Source organism: Tenacibaculum halocynthiae (genome assembly GCF_964512825.1).
GTDB classification, from domain to species: domain Bacteria; phylum Bacteroidota; class Bacteroidia; order Flavobacteriales; family Flavobacteriaceae; genus Polaribacter; species Polaribacter halocynthiae.
In genome coordinates this window covers 343,811-360,333 of the sequence record NZ_CAZELG010000028.1, presented here as the reverse complement: position 1 = coordinate 360,333, position 16,523 = coordinate 343,811, and the positions used below count along the sequence as shown (strand labels likewise).

At 27.6% G+C, this 16,523-nt stretch carries 18 protein-coding genes; all 18 read left to right on the top strand.

The window, feature by feature from the left end:
- The first annotated feature begins 337 nt into the window (after positions 1-337).
- The 18 genes from ACKTTQ_RS10845 to ACKTTQ_RS10760 all read left to right on the top strand — a co-directional run bounded on the left by ACKTTQ_RS10845 (position 338) and on the right by ACKTTQ_RS10760 (position 16,508).
- On the top strand, positions 338-538 hold the full coding sequence (locus ACKTTQ_RS10845; RefSeq protein WP_408049207.1) for a hypothetical protein: 201 nt from the start codon (positions 338-340) through the stop codon (positions 536-538).
- Between the two features lie 112 nt (positions 539-650).
- Complete coding sequence (locus tag ACKTTQ_RS10840; RefSeq protein WP_408049206.1) at positions 651-2,462, top strand: ATP-binding protein; 1,812 nt, start codon at positions 651-653, stop codon at positions 2,460-2,462.
- Positions 2,463-2,464: 2 nt separating this feature from the next.
- Positions 2,465-3,130, top strand: a complete 666-nt coding sequence (locus ACKTTQ_RS10835; RefSeq protein WP_299133791.1) for a helix-turn-helix domain-containing protein — start codon at positions 2,465-2,467, stop codon at positions 3,128-3,130.
- Positions 3,131-3,234: 104 nt separating this feature from the next.
- Positions 3,235-3,384, top strand: a complete 150-nt coding sequence (locus tag ACKTTQ_RS10830; protein ID WP_299133794.1) for a hypothetical protein — start codon at positions 3,235-3,237, stop codon at positions 3,382-3,384.
- A gap of 8 nt (positions 3,385-3,392) precedes the next feature.
- Positions 3,393-3,815, top strand: a complete 423-nt coding sequence (locus ACKTTQ_RS10825) for a GIY-YIG nuclease family protein (RefSeq protein WP_299133796.1) — start codon at positions 3,393-3,395, stop codon at positions 3,813-3,815.
- Positions 3,816-3,818: 3 nt separating this feature from the next.
- Positions 3,819-4,049 (top strand): hypothetical protein, encoded by a 231-nt coding sequence (locus tag ACKTTQ_RS10820; protein ID WP_176974408.1) that lies wholly within the window; start codon positions 3,819-3,821, stop codon positions 4,047-4,049.
- Positions 4,049-4,330, top strand: a complete 282-nt coding sequence (yidD, locus tag ACKTTQ_RS10815; RefSeq protein ID WP_408049205.1) for a membrane protein insertion efficiency factor YidD — start codon at positions 4,049-4,051, stop codon at positions 4,328-4,330. Before ACKTTQ_RS10820 ends, yidD begins: the two co-directional genes overlap by 1 nt.
- A gap of 82 nt (positions 4,331-4,412) precedes the next feature.
- The gene (locus ACKTTQ_RS10810) at positions 4,413-4,991 is read left to right on the top strand and encodes an SH3 domain-containing protein (protein WP_408049204.1); all 579 of its coding nucleotides are present in this window, start codon (positions 4,413-4,415) and stop codon (positions 4,989-4,991) included.
- 75 nt (positions 4,992-5,066) lie between these two features.
- Positions 5,067-5,513, top strand: a complete 447-nt coding sequence (locus ACKTTQ_RS10805) for a hypothetical protein (RefSeq protein WP_299133802.1) — start codon at positions 5,067-5,069, stop codon at positions 5,511-5,513.
- A gap of 14 nt (positions 5,514-5,527) precedes the next feature.
- Positions 5,528-6,361, top strand: a complete 834-nt coding sequence (locus ACKTTQ_RS10800; RefSeq protein WP_299133804.1) for an SPFH domain-containing protein — start codon at positions 5,528-5,530, stop codon at positions 6,359-6,361.
- 12 nt (positions 6,362-6,373) lie between these two features.
- Entirely contained in the window at positions 6,374-7,444 is a 1,071-nt protein-coding gene (locus ACKTTQ_RS10795) for a type I restriction endonuclease (protein ID WP_408049203.1), read from the top strand.
- Positions 7,413-7,712: an HNH endonuclease gene (locus ACKTTQ_RS10790; RefSeq protein ID WP_408049202.1), complete on the top strand. Its 300-nt coding sequence runs from the start codon at positions 7,413-7,415 to the stop codon at positions 7,710-7,712. Before ACKTTQ_RS10795 ends, ACKTTQ_RS10790 begins: the two co-directional genes overlap by 32 nt.
- A gap of 5 nt (positions 7,713-7,717) precedes the next feature.
- Entirely contained in the window at positions 7,718-8,272 is a 555-nt protein-coding gene (locus ACKTTQ_RS10785; protein ID WP_408049201.1) for a hypothetical protein, read from the top strand.
- The gene (locus tag ACKTTQ_RS10780) at positions 8,265-9,236 is read left to right on the top strand and encodes a DUF4407 domain-containing protein (RefSeq protein ID WP_408049200.1); all 972 of its coding nucleotides are present in this window, start codon (positions 8,265-8,267) and stop codon (positions 9,234-9,236) included. The genes ACKTTQ_RS10785 and ACKTTQ_RS10780 overlap by 8 nt, the downstream gene beginning before the upstream one ends.
- Before the next feature lie 2 nt (positions 9,237-9,238).
- A complete protein-coding gene (locus ACKTTQ_RS10775; RefSeq protein ID WP_408049199.1) occupies positions 9,239-9,712 on the top strand; it encodes a thermonuclease family protein in 474 nt (157 codons plus the stop codon).
- Between the two features lie 323 nt (positions 9,713-10,035).
- Positions 10,036-11,892 carry a DNA topoisomerase IV subunit B gene (locus ACKTTQ_RS10770; protein WP_408049198.1) on the top strand — a complete coding sequence of 619 codons (1,857 nt, stop codon included), beginning with the start codon at positions 10,036-10,038 and terminating at the stop codon, positions 11,890-11,892.
- 105 nt (positions 11,893-11,997) lie between these two features.
- Positions 11,998-14,709, top strand: a complete 2,712-nt coding sequence (locus ACKTTQ_RS10765) for a DNA gyrase/topoisomerase IV subunit A (protein WP_408049197.1) — start codon at positions 11,998-12,000, stop codon at positions 14,707-14,709.
- A 59-nt stretch (positions 14,710-14,768) separates the two neighbouring features.
- Complete coding sequence (locus ACKTTQ_RS10760; RefSeq protein WP_299133819.1) at positions 14,769-16,508, top strand: RDD family protein; 1,740 nt, start codon at positions 14,769-14,771, stop codon at positions 16,506-16,508.
- Positions 16,509-16,523 lie beyond the last annotated feature (15 nt).

Sequence of the window (16,523 nt, the reverse complement as noted above, 5' to 3'; positions counted from 1 at the left end):
GAAAAGGAAACCCGTAAAATGGAAAATTCTTTTCTATTTCTTTTCCATTCATTTTCTACAAGAACTTTGAAATCGACTCTATGTTTGTACCAGAATTGATCGAGAAAACAAAAAACAAAAAATCGATTAGTTCTAGTTAACAGATGTATAATCAGTGAATTTACTTAGACAGGAAAGCTATTAAATACTACTGATTTTCATCTTCACTTTCCACAAAAGAGGCTCGAGACTCTTTTAAAATTTTAGGCTTTTCCAAGCACTATATCGAACTGAGCAATCAAGCTCGGAAAAGAAAACTAATGCTCAAAAATTTTAAAAGATTAAAAATTTTAATACGATGAGAAAAATAATTTTTATAGCAGTTTTAGTAATAAGTGGAGTGTTTACATCATGTACAGATTTAACTGAAGATACTATTCAAGAACAACAAGAATTAGAAATTCAAAATACTGGGGGGGAAAATGATCAGGATCCAGATGAAGAAGATGAAGACCCCACTCAAGAAGGTGGTAAATCATCTACAGAAAAAAATAATTAATGAATAAAACATTCAATTAAAAAAGAAGCCTTCTCTAGAAGGTTTCTTTTTTTTGTTTAAAAATAGTGGTTATTAGTTTTATTTTTTTACTAATAAAAATTACTTTAGTATTATGAAAGTAAAGAATAAGAAATTGTATGTAAAGTATTTCCTTGTTTTGGGGATATTTTTTTCTTCATGTTATACATTTAAAAAAAATAAAGAAAAAATTTATCATAAAGAATATCGGAAATTTGATTTATTGACAAAACAATTATCAAAAAAAAAATTATATGATAGTGCTTTATTTTATTCTGATAAACTTTTAAAAATAGCTTTTTTATATAAAGACTCTATTCTTCTTTCAAATGCTTATTACAAAAAAGGGTTATACAATAAAAAAAAACAATCGAATGATAGCGCATATTTTTGGTATATGAAATCTAAAAAAGTTTCAATGGCTATTAAAGACAGTTTTAACATATCAAGAAGGTTACTTGCTTTAGCAAAAATAGAATGCGAAAATGAGTTTTATTTAAAAAGTGATTCTTCAGCTATTGAATGTTTAAGATATACAAAAAATGATTCCAAATTTAATAAAATAAAATGTTCTGCTTATAATTGTTTAGGAATTAGTTCGATAAGTCAAGGTAATTATGATCAAGCTATTAAATATTATAATAAAGCTATAAATATAACAAGTGAAAGTTTTAAAAAAATAAGATATATAGCAAATAAGGCAGTTGTTTATAAGCATGATAAACAATATAATAAAGCTATAAATATATATAAGAGTATTATAAAAAATACTTTTTTTAAAAGTATAGATTTAGAGTTAAAGTTTAAAATTTTAGATAATTACACGTACACAAAATTTTTAGAAGGTAAAGAAATAGATGTTAATGACTTTTTTGAAATTCAACAATTAAAGGATAGTATAAATGATAATGAGGGAGTAATTACTAATTATTCATATTTGTCAGATTATTTCTACAGACAAGATAAAAGAAAATCACTATTATATGCTAATAAAATGTATGAATTAGCAAAAAAAATAAAAAAGCCTAATGATAGAATTGAAGCAATAGATAAGCTAATTAACTTAGATTTAGTTAAAGGAAATGTACTTAGAAAATATGCTAACGAAAGAAATTTTTTAAAAGATAGTATCGTAGATGCTAGAAAAAAATCTAGAAACAAATTAGTTAAAACTATATATAATTTTGATCTTTTAGAAAAGCAAAAATTAAAAGCTCAAATTGATGTTGAAGAACAAAAAACAAAAAAGCAAGGTTGGATATTTATTGGTTTAACTACTATGTTAGGTTTTATAATCTACATCTTTTACAAAAGAGCAAAAACCAAAAAAGAAAAAGTAATTGAAGTTTACAAGACAGAAACACGCTTAGCTAAAAAAATTCATGATGAATTGGCAAATGATACCTATTTAGCAATGAGTAAATTACAAAAGAATGATGTAAAAGATTCTTCCTTATTAAAAGACTTAGAAAAAATATATTTGCAAACGAGAAATATCTCACACGAAAATAGTCCTGTACTTACTGGAAATCAATTTGAAGGTTTTTTAAAACAATTATTTGCTGATTTTTCTGTCGATGGTTGTAAAGTTATGAGTAAAGGACTTTCAGAAATAGCAATTAACGAGCTTTCTAAAGAAAAACAAATAGTTGTTTATAGAGTGCTACAGGAATTACTAGTTAACATGAAAAAATACAGTAAAGCTAATTTGGTAATAGTTTCATTTTTACAAATAAAAGAAACATTACAGGTGAAATATAAAGACAATGGAATTGGAGTAGATACATTAGAAATAAAAAATGGGCTCCAAAATATGGAAACCCGTATAAAATCTATAGGAGGTTCTATTATTTTTGAATCAGAAATGCAAAAAGGATTTCAGGCAAAATATCAATTTAAAAAGTAGTTATGTTTCAAAAAGTATTAATAGCAGAAGATGTCGATTTTATGTCTAGTGGGATTAAAATGGCATTAGAAAGCTTACAAATTCCGGTAATAGAATATGCACAATATTGTGATGAAGCGTTTTTAAAATTAAAAAAAGCGTTTTTAGATAACGAACCATTCGATTTGTTAATTAGTGATTTATCATTTGTTGAAAATCCTAATCCGCAACGGTTAACATCAGGAGAAGATTTAATAAAAGAAGCTAAAAAATTACAAGCTACATTGCAAACTATTGTTTTTTCTGTTGAAGATAAACCCTATAGAGTACAACAATTATGTAATGAGTTAGTAGTGAATGGATATGTATGGAAATCGGTTAACGGACAAAGAGAACTTAAAAATGCAATAAAAAAAGTTTTTGATGGAGAGTTTTTTATATCGCATCAATTAGCACATACATTAAGAAGTAAAGAAACTTTTGAAATTACTGATTACGATGTGTTTTTATTAAAACACTTAGCCGAAGGAAAGGATCAAAAAGAGATTAGTATTGAACTTAAAGAAAGTAATATAAAACCAAATAGTATTAGTTCAGTAGAAAAACGGTTAAAAACTTTAAAAGAAAACTTTAATGCTAATAACCCTACACAGTTAATAGCAATTACTAAAGATTTCGGATTGATTTAAAAGAACTTTACATATTTTAATAGAGCCCTACGGAAACCCGTAGGGTTTTCTGTTTTTAGCGAAGTAATTTTGAGTTAGTATTAACTTAAAAAATATTAGAATTTATGGCAGTAAAACATTCACCTACAAACGAAATTCATAAAGGAAGTAAAGGAGGAACTACTGGTTGTGGTTTTGACACGACAGAGCATCCAGAGCATTGGAAAAGTACAAATGAAAGATTAACTTGTAATAAAAATGGGTGCAAAAACTAATAAAAATTATGGCAGAAAAAATATTCAATCAAGAGTTTAATGGTTATTGGTTAGAAAGTGGAATTTCGAATTTACCAAAAGTTTCAGGTGTTTATATTGTACAATCATGTTTATATAATAAAGAGATGAAAGAAGTAAATCTAAAGAGATTAATCTATATCGGAAAGGCAGATAACATATTAGAAAGAGTAAGTAGTCATGAGAAGTTAGAAGATTGGGAAAAAGAACTAAAAGAAGGGGAACAATTATGTTATAGTTATACTAAAATAAATGCTACTTATAATAACAGAGTTGAAGCAGCATTAATAAATATTAATCAACCTATAGTTAATATAGAATATAAAAAGGCTTTTCCTTTTGATACAACTATAGTAAATTCTAGGAAAACTTATTCACTTTTAAAAGAAAAAATTGAGGTTAAAAGACATTAAATTATGGAATATAAAGTAATACCATTCATTCCTTCTATTAATAGAAATAAAGAGAACTCAACACAGGTTGCTCAACAATTGGAGGATATTATAGCTAATTATACTAATCAAGGCTGGCAATACATTCGTTTAGAAAGCGTACAAACATATATAGTACCAGACCAAGGGTGTTTTGGTTTAGGCGCAAAACCAGGATTTACAGCGTATAGACAAATGCTTGTTTTTGGAAAATAATGAAATATATTTTATTAATAATAATAAAACTGTATTGGTTGTTTAAAGCTAAAAACAAACCTCCTTGTTGTATTTTTAAAAAAAACTGTTCAAGATATGTATATGAAGAAACAAAAAAGAAAGGTTTTTACGTGGGACTTTTAGCTTTAAAATATAGAATACAGAATTGTAAATATGGTTTTGAAATTTATACTAACCCCAATAGTGGTAAATTAGAAATGATATTACCAAAAGGAGATATACTTGAAACAGAAAAGATAGCAGAACGATTATTAAATTAGTTTTAAACCCTACGGATTTCCGTAGGGTTTTGTTTTTTGGGTATTCTAGTTTTGTTTTATTAATACTCATAATCCCCCGAAAATGAAAAATATCTTAAATGAAATCTATCAGTTACTAATCCCTGTTATTCTAATCAGTTTACTTCTAAGTAAAAGTCAGCAGCATACAAGTATTTTAAAAAAAAGAAGCAAAAATATACCCGTACTAGGGTGTTATATTGATATTGGTGGACGATGTACAGGTTCAGCTTATTGTAGGGCATGTAAAAATTGTAGTAGTTGTAAGTATTGTAATAATGGAGGCTCTTGTGGTGTATGCTCAGATGGGTATAAAGCCCCCAGAAGAAAAAAGAGAAAAAGGACTTACCCTAAAAAACAAAAATCAATAAAGAGAAATATATATGATGGTCGAAATAATAGTTTAACAACTACGCAGCAATTAAAAGAGGAGCCTCTGTATTTAAGAATTTTGTTAGTTAATAAAGAAAATCTAAGCCTTAGAAGTGGTCCAAGTATTACCAATTATGAAATTCAACAATTGCATAAAGGAGAAGAGTTAGTAGTATTGGCAATGCATGCTCAATGGATTAAAGTAAAAGTAATGAGAACCCAAACAATCGGTTTTGTGTATTATAAATATGTTGTTTTGGTTAATGATTAATTAATAAACTAATATAAAATTAGGGCTTACGGTTTTCCGTAAGCTTTTGTTTTTTAGTGTAGTTAGTTTTGGAGTATGGAAATATTAGTTACAAATTATTACGAAACATTAGGCCTAATAGCTTTATTATTAATTATCATAGATATCATTCTTTCTTTTGAGTATCCAACTCACATAGCTTATGTTTTGTTAACTCTTTTTTGCATACTAAAAATAAAAGCGCCTCTTATAACTTCAATATTACTATCTGTAATCATATGGTTTGCTTTTATCACATTCCATTATACAGTTTGGAGAAAACAACTTGAAAAACTCCATGATAAGATTATTTCTCCAAGAAAACATGTAGGAGGTATAGAAAGAATTATTGGTATGAATGGGGAGATTAAAAATATAGAAGGAGAATTATTTATAGAGATAGAAAAAGAATTATATCAATTTGAAAGTGTGATTTTAAAAGAGATTAAAGAAGGAGAGTCACACAAAATCATAAATGTAAAATCAAACAAACTAATAATATAAAAACTAAAAAAGAAATGGCAATTATTTACACTATCCCACAAAATCATGTTGTACTGGTTAAAAGGTTTGGAAAACATAGTAGAGTTCAAAAAGACGGACTTCGTTTTAAAATTCCTTTTATTGAAACAATAAAATATGTCAATAACTGGAACAATGTTGCAAATAAGAAGAACTACCAGATAGAGTTGTCCGAACAACAAACTGATACTCCACCAAGGCAATGTCAAACTTTAGATAATGTTACTATTGATGCTGATGCTTCTGTTTATTGGAAAATTATAGATCCTGCAAAAGCGGTTTATGATATAGATATTTTACCTAAATCAATAAAAGATGTGGCTCTAAATGCCTTAAGATCTAATATTGGAAAATTAAAATTAGATCAAGTTTTATCTGAAAGACAAAATTTAAATCAAAAGATCTCAGCTCAATTAATGGATATAGCAGATAAATGGGGTGTTGTATTTACAAGAGTTGAAATTCAGGAGATAAAATATTCAGATGATACAGCAGAAGCTATGATGCAAGAGATGACTGCTGAAAGAAAAAAAAGAGCATTAATAGCTGAAGCAGAAGGAAAAGCACAAGCTGAAGTAACAGAGGCAAAAGCACAAGCTGAAGCAACTTTTATTAAGGCACAAGCACAAGCAGATGTTTTAGGATTATTAGCTGAAGCTGATGCTAATTATTTGTCTACTCTTAAAGATGAATTAAGTTCTGATAAAGCAAGTGAAATAATTATGTTTCAAAAGTATATTGATGGAATGAAAACGATTACTAATAACCCTAGCAATAAAGTTTTTTTACCTACGAATTTTAAAACAGCATTAGAGCTAAATACTCATTAAATATAAATTATCATGGAACTAACCAACAAACTAAAAGAGCTATCAAAAAAAATTAATACGCTAAAAGATCAAATAGAAACAGAAGAAGCTACTAAAACAGCATTTATACTACCATTTATTAATCTTTTAGGTTATGATATTTTCAATCCAACTGAAGTAATTCCTGAATTTACGGCTGATATTGGTTTAAAAAAAGGAGAGAAAGTAGATTATGCCATTATGGAAAATAAAATACCTATTCTAATTATAGAGTGTAAACATTGGAAAGAAAACTTAAGTACACACAACTCACAATTATTTAGGTATTTTCATACTTCTAAATCAAAGTTTGCTCTTTTAACAAATGGTATAGAATACAAGTTTTTCACTGATTTAGATGCAACGAATAAAATGGACGAAAAACCATTTCTAGAGTTTGATATTACTAAGTTAAAAGAATCAATAATAACTGAAATATCAAAATTTCATAAAACAAAATTTGATATTAACCAAATAGTTAATAATGCAAGTTCTCTTAAATACTCAAAAGAGATAAAAAAAATATTTAATGCTCAACTAGTTGAGCCTGAAGTTGATTTTACACGTTTTTTTACATCGAGAATTTATTCGGGGAGACAAACAGAAAAAGTTATTGAACAATTTAAAGAATTGGTTTCAAAATCAATAAATCAATTTATTAGTGAGAAAGTAAATGACAGATTACAAAATGCATTAAATAAGGAAGAAGAAAAATTAGTATTAGAAAACCAGGAACCTGAAGAAGAAAGCAAAATAATAACAACAGAAGAAGAGCTAGAAGCATATAGAATAGTTGTAGCAATTTTAAGGAAGAAAATATCTGTTGATAGAATAGCATATAGAGATACACAATCTTATTTTGGAATTTTGTTAGATGATAATAATCGTAAACCATTATGTAGACTGCATTTTAATGGTAGAACAAAATATTTAGGAGTATTTGATGAGAATAGAAAAGAAATTAAAGAGAAAATTGAGCTAATTGAGGATATCTATAAATTTGATTCAGCGCTTTTAAAAACAGTAGACTGCTATGAAGAATATGAGACAGAAGCAGCTAATTAAAAAAGCGCATGGTAGTTATGGAGGTTTGTTATTTTCTTCTGAATGGAAGGAAAAAAGGAAAACAATAATAACTAGAGATCAAAATAAATGTAGAGTTTGTAAATCGTCAAAAGAATTACAAGTACATCACAGACAATATCGTTATTCACTTGTTTTAAGGAAATTTAAAAAGCCATGGGAATACCCAAATAGGTTATTAGTAACCTTATGTAAAAAATGTCATCAACAAGGGCATAATAAATACAAAGTACCAATAAAATATATTTAAGAAAAATGAGCTTATTCAATTTATTTAAAAGGAAAACATCTAATGATGTTGATGTTTTAGAAGAGAAAAAAGAAACAATTACAACAGAAGTTTCTAAAGAATTATTTATAGAAGAATCAGAACTGGAAAGTGAAGATGGATTTGAATCAAAAAAATACAATTTAGATAAAATATATGCTTTTGCATCAAAAGATTTTGAAGAAAAAGGATATGATGATGCATTGATAAATCCAGATTATTCCTATAGTAATGATAATATAAAATTATTAAAATATGATTTCCAAATATTAATTAAACGTGCCTATAAAACCTATGAAGATTATATAAAAGATATTGAATTTCATATACAATCAAGAAGTAATGCAGGATTAATTGACACGGTAAAATTATTAGAAACTACTTTAATAAAAACAAAAGATTCTATTGAAGAAGTAAAAGTAATAGAGGAAGATTTTTTTAAAGAGACTGGGCTTATAGAAAGAGTGTCTTTATCTTATAAAAGAGGGTTTATGAGAGGATTAGCTGCAATGTCTGACCAAATTTTAGATAAAAATGTTTAAAAAGAAAAATAGATGGCTTCGTTTTGGTTGTTTTCTAACAGGATACAATTATAAATTATTAATGTCTTGTAGCGAAGCCAGTAAAAAATCGGTTAAAAAATATACGGCAGCATTATTAATAATTATGATTATGTGGTTATTAATTGGCTTTTTATTTTCAATAGAATATTTAAGAATACCAATTATTGGTTCTACTATTTCTGGAATAATTTTAATGATAATTATTATTCAAATTGAAAGGCAAATAATATTAGGAACAAAAAATAAATGGACTACAGTATTTCGTATAACTTTAGGCTTAGTAATGGCACTTTTAGGGTCAGTAATAGTAGATCAAATTATATTTAAGGAAGATATTATCAAGGAAAAATTGATGAATATTGATAAAGAAGTTGGTGAAATATTACCTCAGAAGTTAAAGGAAATAAACCTTCAAATTAGAGATATTGATTCAATGACAGTTAGAAAACAAAATGAACGTGATTTATTAATTGATGAAGTAACACAAAAACCATCTATTCGATTACCTAAATACGAAAGTAAAAAAGTACCTGGTAAAACTGTTGAAGGAAGAGATACTATACGTATAACTAAAATTTACACGACAGTTTCAGTTCTTAACCCTAAAGCAAAACTAATAGAAGATACTGATAAACAAATAGCTAATTTCCGAAAAGAAAAATCATTGTTATCCCATCAAATTATTGACATACGAGAAAAAACAGAAAGTGAATTATTAAACAGAAAAGGTTTTTTGGATGAATTAAAAGTAATGTTTAAAATTTTATTGTCTTCACCTGTGTCATTAATTGTATGGGGATTATGGTTATTGTTTTTTCTAATTATTGAGCTTTTTGTGTTAATATCAAAGTTATCAGATTCAGAAAATGATTATGAAAGAATTATAAAACACCAAATGGATGTAAGAATAGATGCTATTAATAAATTAAATAGTTTTCAATAACCATGCATCTAAAAACAATACTCCTATTTCTTTTATTATTTATAGCTAAACAAAAAGTACCCAAAGAATTTTATGCAAAAGTAATAGGTGTAAAAGATGGAGACACTATTGAAGTTTTATATAAAAGGAAACCATTAATTATAAGATTAGCACATATAGACTGTCCAGAAAAGAAACAAGCATTTGGTAATAAAGCAAAACAGTTTGTAGCTACCAAAATATTTGGTAAAAATGTGCGGATAGTTAATAAAGGAAAGTGGCACTGGAATCGATTAATAGCAGAAGTATATTATAATAAAGTGGAAAATATAAATGAAACTTTAGTTGAAAAAGGATTGGCAATGCATTTTAAAAAATACTCAAAAAGTAAAAGATACCATAATTTAGAGCAAGTAGCTAAGAAACAAAAAATAGGAATATGGTCACAACCAAATAGTATCACACCATGGCAATACAGAAAATCAAACTACCCATGAAAAATATTTTATTAGTACTCATAATTTTTTCATTAACAGCATTTCAACAAATTAAAGAGAAGGAAGTATATGTTTGTAAAAGTGTTGCAAGCAAGCGATATCACTTAAAAAAAAATTGTAAAGGACTTTCTTCCTGTAAAACTGAAATAAAAAAAACTACGAAAAAAAAAGCAAAAAGATACGGGCGAACACTCTGTAAATGGGAGAGAAAACTATTTAAAAAAAAATAAATTATAACTCTGTTGAAAACTAATTCAACAGAGCTTTTTATTTTTTAATGTTTAATCTTATTTTAGCGAATACTTCAATATTACAAGATATTTATGGCACAAGAAACACAATATACCGAAGATAATATACGATCGCTCGACTGGAAAGAACACATTAGAATGCGTCCAGGTATGTATATCGGAAAATTAGGAGATGGTTCATCCCCTGATGATGGTATTTATATTCTTGTAAAAGAAGTTTTAGATAACTCTATTGACGAGTTTGTAATGGGAGGAGGAAAAACCATTGAGGTGTCTGTACAAGGAAACAAAGTAATTGTACGAGATTATGGACGTGGGATACCGTTAGGAAAAGTGGTAGATGTAGTATCTAAAATGAATACTGGTGGTAAATATGACTCTAAAGCATTTAAAAAATCAGTAGGGCTAAATGGAGTAGGTACTAAAGCAGTAAATGCATTATCTACGTTTTTTAGAGTAGAATCTACGCGTGACGGTAAATCTGCTACAGCTGAATTCGAAAGAGGTAACTTAACAAATCAAGAGTTATTAGAAGAAACATCACGTAGAAAAGGAACTAAGGTAACTTTTATTGCTGATGAAACTATTTTTAAGAATTATAAATATCGCCCTGAGTATATTATAAAGCTTCTTAAAAATTATGTGTACCTAAATCCAGGATTAACTATTGTTTTTAATGGAGAGAAGTTTTATTCTGAAAACGGGTTAAAAGATTTATTGGAAGATAATAACAATCAGGAAGATATGTTATATCCAATAATTCATTTGCGAGGTGATGATATTGAGGTAGCAATTACACATAGTAAAACTCAATATTCTGAAGAATACCACTCATTTGTAAACGGTCAACATACCACACAGGGAGGAACGCATCAAGCAGCCTTTAGAGAAGCTTTAGTGAAAACTATTCGTGAGTTTTTTGGTAAGAATTTTGAAGCATCTGACATTCGTAAATCAATTATCTCTGCTATTTCCATAAAAGTAATGGAACCAGTTTTTGAAAGTCAAACAAAAACTAAATTAGGATCTACTGAAATGGGAGGGAATCTTCCAACAGTAAGAACTTATATTAACGACTTTCTAAAAAAGAAATTAGATAATTATTTACATAAAAATACAGTCGTTGCTGAGCAACTTCAAAAGAAAATATTACAAGCAGAGAAAGAACGTAAAGAACTTTCAGGAATACGTAAATTAGCGCGTGATAGAGCTAAAAAAGCTAGTTTGCACAATAAAAAATTACGTGATTGTCGTATTCATTTTGGAGATACAAAAAAAGAAAGTTATTTAGATACTACATTGTTTATTACTGAGGGAGATTCGGCAAGTGGATCAATTACTAAATCAAGAAATGTAAATACTCAAGCAGTTTTTAGTTTAAAAGGAAAGCCTTTAAATTCATACGGACTAAGTAAAAAAATTGTGTATGAAAATGAAGAGTTTAACTTGTTACAGGCTGCATTAAATATTGAAGATGGCTTAGAAGGATTACGTTATAATAATGTTGTAATTGCAACGGATGCCGATGTTGATGGTATGCACATTCGATTATTATTGATTACATTTTTTCTACAATTTTTTCCTGAAGTAATAAAAGAAGGACATTTATATATTTTAGAAACTCCTTTATTTAGAGTTCGAAATAAAAAAGAAACTTTTTATTGTTATTCTGAAGAAGAAAAACAGGAAGCTATTAATAAACTAAGAGGTAAACCTGAGATAACTCGATTTAAAGGACTTGGGGAGATTTCACCAAACGAATTTGTTCATTTTATTGGAGATGATATTCGATTAGATCCTGTAATGTTAGATAAAGAAATGTCGATTGAACAAATGCTTGAATTCTACATGGGTAAGAATACACCAGATCGTCAGAAATTTATTATAAATAATCTAAAAGTAGAGTTAGATTTGTTAGAAGATAATTAAAAGTGAAAAAGAAAATAATTTTGATTAAAATGTATGTGAATAATACATTTAAATAGAATCAAAATTAAAAAAATAATAACCCCAAACGTATAAACGTTACTGTAAATGAGTGAAGACAATAACAATTACGAACACGACGAAGAATTAAATCAAGAACCTATTGAAAATGCAGAAACCATTACGAAAGTAACGGGGATGTATAAAGAATGGTTTTTAGATTATGCTTCATATGTAATTCTAGAACGTGCTGTACCTTCTATAGAAGATGGATTTAAGCCTGTGCAACGTCGTATTATGCATTCAATGAAAGACTTAGATGATGGGCGCTACAATAAGGTAGCAAACATCGTAGGTCATACAATGCAGTACCACCCGCACGGTGATGCTTCTATTGGAGATGCAATGGTACAACTAGGGCAAAAAGAGTTGTTAATTGATATGCAGGGTAACTGGGGTAATATATTAACTGGTGATCGTGCTGCTGCCTCTCGTTATATAGAAGCTCGTTTGTCTAAGTTTGCTTTAGATGTTGTTTTTAACCCAAAAACAACAGAATGGAAAATGTCGTATGATGGTAGAAGAAAAGAGCCTGTTGATTTACCAGTTAAGTTTCCGCTTTTATTAGCACAAGGAGCAGAAGGTATTGCTGTAGGTTTGTCTACAAAAATTTTACCACACAACTTTAATGAACTAATTGATGCTTCCATTAAGTATTTAAAAGGTAGAAGCTTCACAATTGTACCTGATTTTTTAACTGGTGGAATCGCTGATTTTACTAATTATAACGATGGTAAAAGAGGAGGAAAGGTTCGTGTAAGAGCAAAAATATCTCAGTTAGATAAAAAAACATTGGTAATTACTGAAATTCCATTCAGTACTACTACATCCTCTTTAATTGATAGTATTTTAAAGGCGAATGATAAGGGGAAAATTAAAATAAAAAAGATTGAAGATAATACAGCAGCAAATGTTGAAATAGTAGTGCATTTGCCACCAAATATTTCTCCAGATAAAACTATAGATGCACTGTATGCTTTTACAAATTGTGAAAACTCAATATCACCATTAGCGTGTACAATTCAAAATAACAAACCTGTTTTTGTGGGGGTTTCGGAAATGTTAAAGCATTCAACCGACTTAACAGTTAAATTATTAAAAAGAGAATTAGAGATTCAATTACATGAGCTAGAAGAACAATGGCATTTTGCTTCTTTAGAACGTATTTTTATTGAAAATAGAATTTATCGTGATATTGAGGAGGTAGAAACATGGGAAGGAGTTATTGAAGCTATTGATAAAGGATTACAACCACATATTAAGCACTTAAAAAGAGAAGTAACCGAAGAAGATATAGTTCGATTAACAGAAATTAGAATTAAGAAAATTTCTAAGTTTGATATTGATAAAGCAAAGCAATTTATTGAAAGTTTAGAAGAAAAAATAGCAGAAGTAAAACACCATTTAGATAATTTAATTGATTTTGCTATTGATTATTTTAAAGTATTAAAAACTAAATACGGAAAAGGAAAAGAACGTAAAACTGAAATTAGAATTTTTGATGATATTGTTGCTACTAAAGTAGTAATGCGTAATTCTAAACTTTATGTAAATAAAGAAGAAGGTTTCGTAGGTACGTCGTTAAAAAAAGATGAATATATTACTGACTGTGCCGACATTGATGATGTTATTATTTTTAGAGATAACGGAACAATGTTAGTTACTAAAGTTGCCTCTAAAACATTTGTAGGTAAAGGTATTATTCACATTGCAATCTTTAAGAAAAAAGATAAACGTACTGTGTATAATATGATTTATAAAGACGGAGCAAAGGGACCTAGTTATATGAAACGTTTCAATGTAACTAGTATCACAAGAGATAAAGAATACGACTTAACTAATGGTAGTAAAGGTTCTAAAATGCTATACTTTACTGCAAATCCGAATGGAGAAGCTGAAGTTATTACTATTTTACTAAGAGCAGTTGGAAGCATTAAAAAATTAAAATGGGATATTGATTTTGCAGATTTAGGTATAAAAAGTAGAAGTGCAAGAGGAAATCAAGTAACTAAATATGCAATTAAGAAAATAGAATTTAAATCTGCCGGAGCATCAACACTAAAACCAAGAAAAGTATGGTTTGATGATACTGTTCAACGTTTAAATGTTGACGGAAGAGGTGAATTACTAGGAGAATTTAAAGCAGAAGATAAAATTTTAATAGCTACTCAAAGTGGTAAAATAAAAGCAGTAACACCAGAGTTAACAATGCATTTTGAAAATGACATGATAGTTTTGGAAAAATGGAATTCTAAAAAACCACTATCTGTAATTTATTTTGATGGTGAAAAAGAACGTTATTATGTAAAAAGGTTCTTGGTAGAAACTGTAGATAAAGAAGAGCATTTTATTTCAGAACATGAAAAATCAAAGCTAGAAATTATAGCTACTGATTATCGACCAATGGCTGAAGTTATTTTTTCTAAACGTAGTTTAGATAAAATTGAAGTAAATTTCGAAGATTTTATTTCAATAAAAGGAATGAAAGCTTTGGGTAATCAATTAACTACAGATAAAATTCGCACCGTTAATTTATTAGAATCATTACCTTATGATGAACCTGAAGAAGAAAAAGTAGAAGAAATAGAGGTAAATGAAGAAGAAGAAATTTCAGAAGAAGTATTACCACTTGAGGTAGAAGAAGTAGTGAAGCCTAAAGAATTTGAAGAAAGTAAAGATTCTAAAGCAAAAAAAGCATTAGAAAGAGCACTTCAAAAAAAGAAAAAGGGCTCGGATGATGATCAAACAGCTTTGTTTTAAGTAAATAATGCATTTATTAATAAAGTTTAATAGTTTATGGCTAAATATATCCGAATAATATGAAAAATATATTGAAAATTGTACAAGAAAAACTAGCTCCATATATTGGTAAAGTTTCTTTTGTAATGGCATTATTAGCGTTATTAATCACTGTTATTACACTCTATACAAAAGGAAGTGAGACATTGTATTATGTTGTAAGTACATTTAGGTATGTAGATTTACAATTTTTAAAATTCGATTTTTTTGAAGTTTCTGGAGGTACTTTTTCAAACTCTAGTAGTTATAATAGACTTAATGGATTAAATATATCTTTTAATATAATTTTATTACTAGGTAGTATCTTTTATATTAAAACAAATAAAAAGGATCAAGGTTTATTACAATTTGCTCACGCTATTATATTATTTAGCTCTATAATCAGTGTTTTGTCTTTTGTAATACATCAGTTTAATAATTTCACTTTATTCAAACCAATTGTTTTCTTCTTTTTTGTTCTAAATATAGCTCAATTACTATTTAGTTATTTCGTATTAATGATAACTGAAGCTAAATATAGTAATGTAAAAAATATAAAGTTTAAAGAATTTAAAGATAATGAGTACCCTTTAGCTATAAAATATAAACGATTTTTACATTTATTGTTAGATAGTTTTTTATTCATGTCATTAACTTTTAACGCTTTTAAGCTATTACCAAGAGGTATTTTATATGATATGACAAAACTAATAGGTGATAGGTTTACTTTAACTATACTATTTGTTATTAGTGCTATTGTATATTATGGTTTTTTTGAAACATTTTTTAGAAGAACACCAGCTAAGTTTTTAACAAATACTTTTGTTTTAGGTACAGTAAAAGAAAAAGTTAAATTCGATAATATTTTGGTACGTTCTGTATCTAGAAAAATTCCATTTAATACTTTTTCATTTTTATGGGGTACAGGATGGCATGATTCTATTTCAGAAACTACGGTAGTTTCTTTAGATGATAATAGAATACCTAAAAAATATTGGTTAATAATACCGTTTTTAATCTTGTTTTTCTTTACAAATTATCAGTTCAATAAGTTTAGAGTTGATTATATAAGATATAAAACTGAAAATGGAAAAATTGAAAGTGAAGCTGAAGTTTTAGATAAGAAAATAAATAATTTACAATTGTATGATTTTATTACTTTAAAAAACACTCATAATAATTGGGGTAGATCATATTTTTATAAAGTAATAGAAGTAAAAGGAGATCAATTAACTTTAGCAGAGATTAAAAAAACATATAATGAAAGGAATATAGAAGAAATTGATTTTTTATATGAATCTAAGCCAGATGAGTTTAAAAAACATAATGTGGATAAAGACTATTTGCGTAATGGAGTTTGCAGAGAGTATAGTTTTTTTAGCGGTTTTAAAGGCCAAGGAGTAACTTATATTGAAGGAGAAGAGCCAATGCGTATTTATGCTATTAATAATACATTTGAACCAATTCTTTTTTTTAAGTCTTATTATAATAGAAGTGACAATGAAGTAGAAATCGAGCTTGAAAATTATGGAATGATTTGTAAGCTTGTTAATGCCCGTGTATTAGAAGGTGATATAAAAATAAGTAAAAGGAATAGTTTTCCTCAAAAGGTTAGCAAGTACAATAATGATTTTGAAGTTTATATTGAGTTTAATAAAGAACGAAGTCCATTCTCAATTGAGTTAACTTTTGAAGATAATATTGATATCTATGAAAAACACCGATATGTATTCAAATCTGATGGAGCATTTAAGCATAGTTTTACTAAAGTAGAAGAGTGATTTAAAAAGTTATAT

Bases quoted from the DNA above. Each gene is read 5' to 3' on its own strand.
- ACKTTQ_RS10845 (WP_408049207.1), top strand. From the start codon at position 338: ATGAGAAAAATAATTTTTATAGCAGTTTTAGTAATAAGTGGAGTGTTT.
- ACKTTQ_RS10840 (WP_408049206.1), top strand. From the start codon at position 651: ATGAAAGTAAAGAATAAGAAATTGTATGTAAAGTATTTCCTTGTTTTG.
- ACKTTQ_RS10835 (WP_299133791.1), top strand. From the start codon at position 2,465: ATGTTTCAAAAAGTATTAATAGCAGAAGATGTCGATTTTATGTCTAGT.
- ACKTTQ_RS10830 (WP_299133794.1), top strand. From the start codon at position 3,235: ATGGCAGTAAAACATTCACCTACAAACGAAATTCATAAAGGAAGTAAA.
- ACKTTQ_RS10825 (WP_299133796.1), top strand. From the start codon at position 3,393: ATGGCAGAAAAAATATTCAATCAAGAGTTTAATGGTTATTGGTTAGAA.
- ACKTTQ_RS10820 (WP_176974408.1), top strand. From the start codon at position 3,819: ATGGAATATAAAGTAATACCATTCATTCCTTCTATTAATAGAAATAAA.
- yidD (WP_408049205.1), top strand. From the start codon at position 4,049: ATGAAATATATTTTATTAATAATAATAAAACTGTATTGGTTGTTTAAA.
- ACKTTQ_RS10810 (WP_408049204.1), top strand. From the start codon at position 4,413: ATGAAAAATATCTTAAATGAAATCTATCAGTTACTAATCCCTGTTATT.
- ACKTTQ_RS10805 (WP_299133802.1), top strand. From the start codon at position 5,067: ATGGAAATATTAGTTACAAATTATTACGAAACATTAGGCCTAATAGCT.
- ACKTTQ_RS10800 (WP_299133804.1), top strand. From the start codon at position 5,528: ATGGCAATTATTTACACTATCCCACAAAATCATGTTGTACTGGTTAAA.
- ACKTTQ_RS10795 (WP_408049203.1), top strand. From the start codon at position 6,374: ATGGAACTAACCAACAAACTAAAAGAGCTATCAAAAAAAATTAATACG.
- ACKTTQ_RS10790 (WP_408049202.1), top strand. From the start codon at position 7,413: ATGAAGAATATGAGACAGAAGCAGCTAATTAAAAAAGCGCATGGTAGT.
- ACKTTQ_RS10785 (WP_408049201.1), top strand. From the start codon at position 7,718: ATGAGCTTATTCAATTTATTTAAAAGGAAAACATCTAATGATGTTGAT.
- ACKTTQ_RS10780 (WP_408049200.1), top strand. From the start codon at position 8,265: ATGTTTAAAAAGAAAAATAGATGGCTTCGTTTTGGTTGTTTTCTAACA.
- ACKTTQ_RS10775 (WP_408049199.1), top strand. From the start codon at position 9,239: ATGCATCTAAAAACAATACTCCTATTTCTTTTATTATTTATAGCTAAA.
- ACKTTQ_RS10770 (WP_408049198.1), top strand. From the start codon at position 10,036: ATGGCACAAGAAACACAATATACCGAAGATAATATACGATCGCTCGAC.
- ACKTTQ_RS10765 (WP_408049197.1), top strand. From the start codon at position 11,998: ATGAGTGAAGACAATAACAATTACGAACACGACGAAGAATTAAATCAA.
- ACKTTQ_RS10760 (WP_299133819.1), top strand. From the start codon at position 14,769: ATGAAAAATATATTGAAAATTGTACAAGAAAAACTAGCTCCATATATT.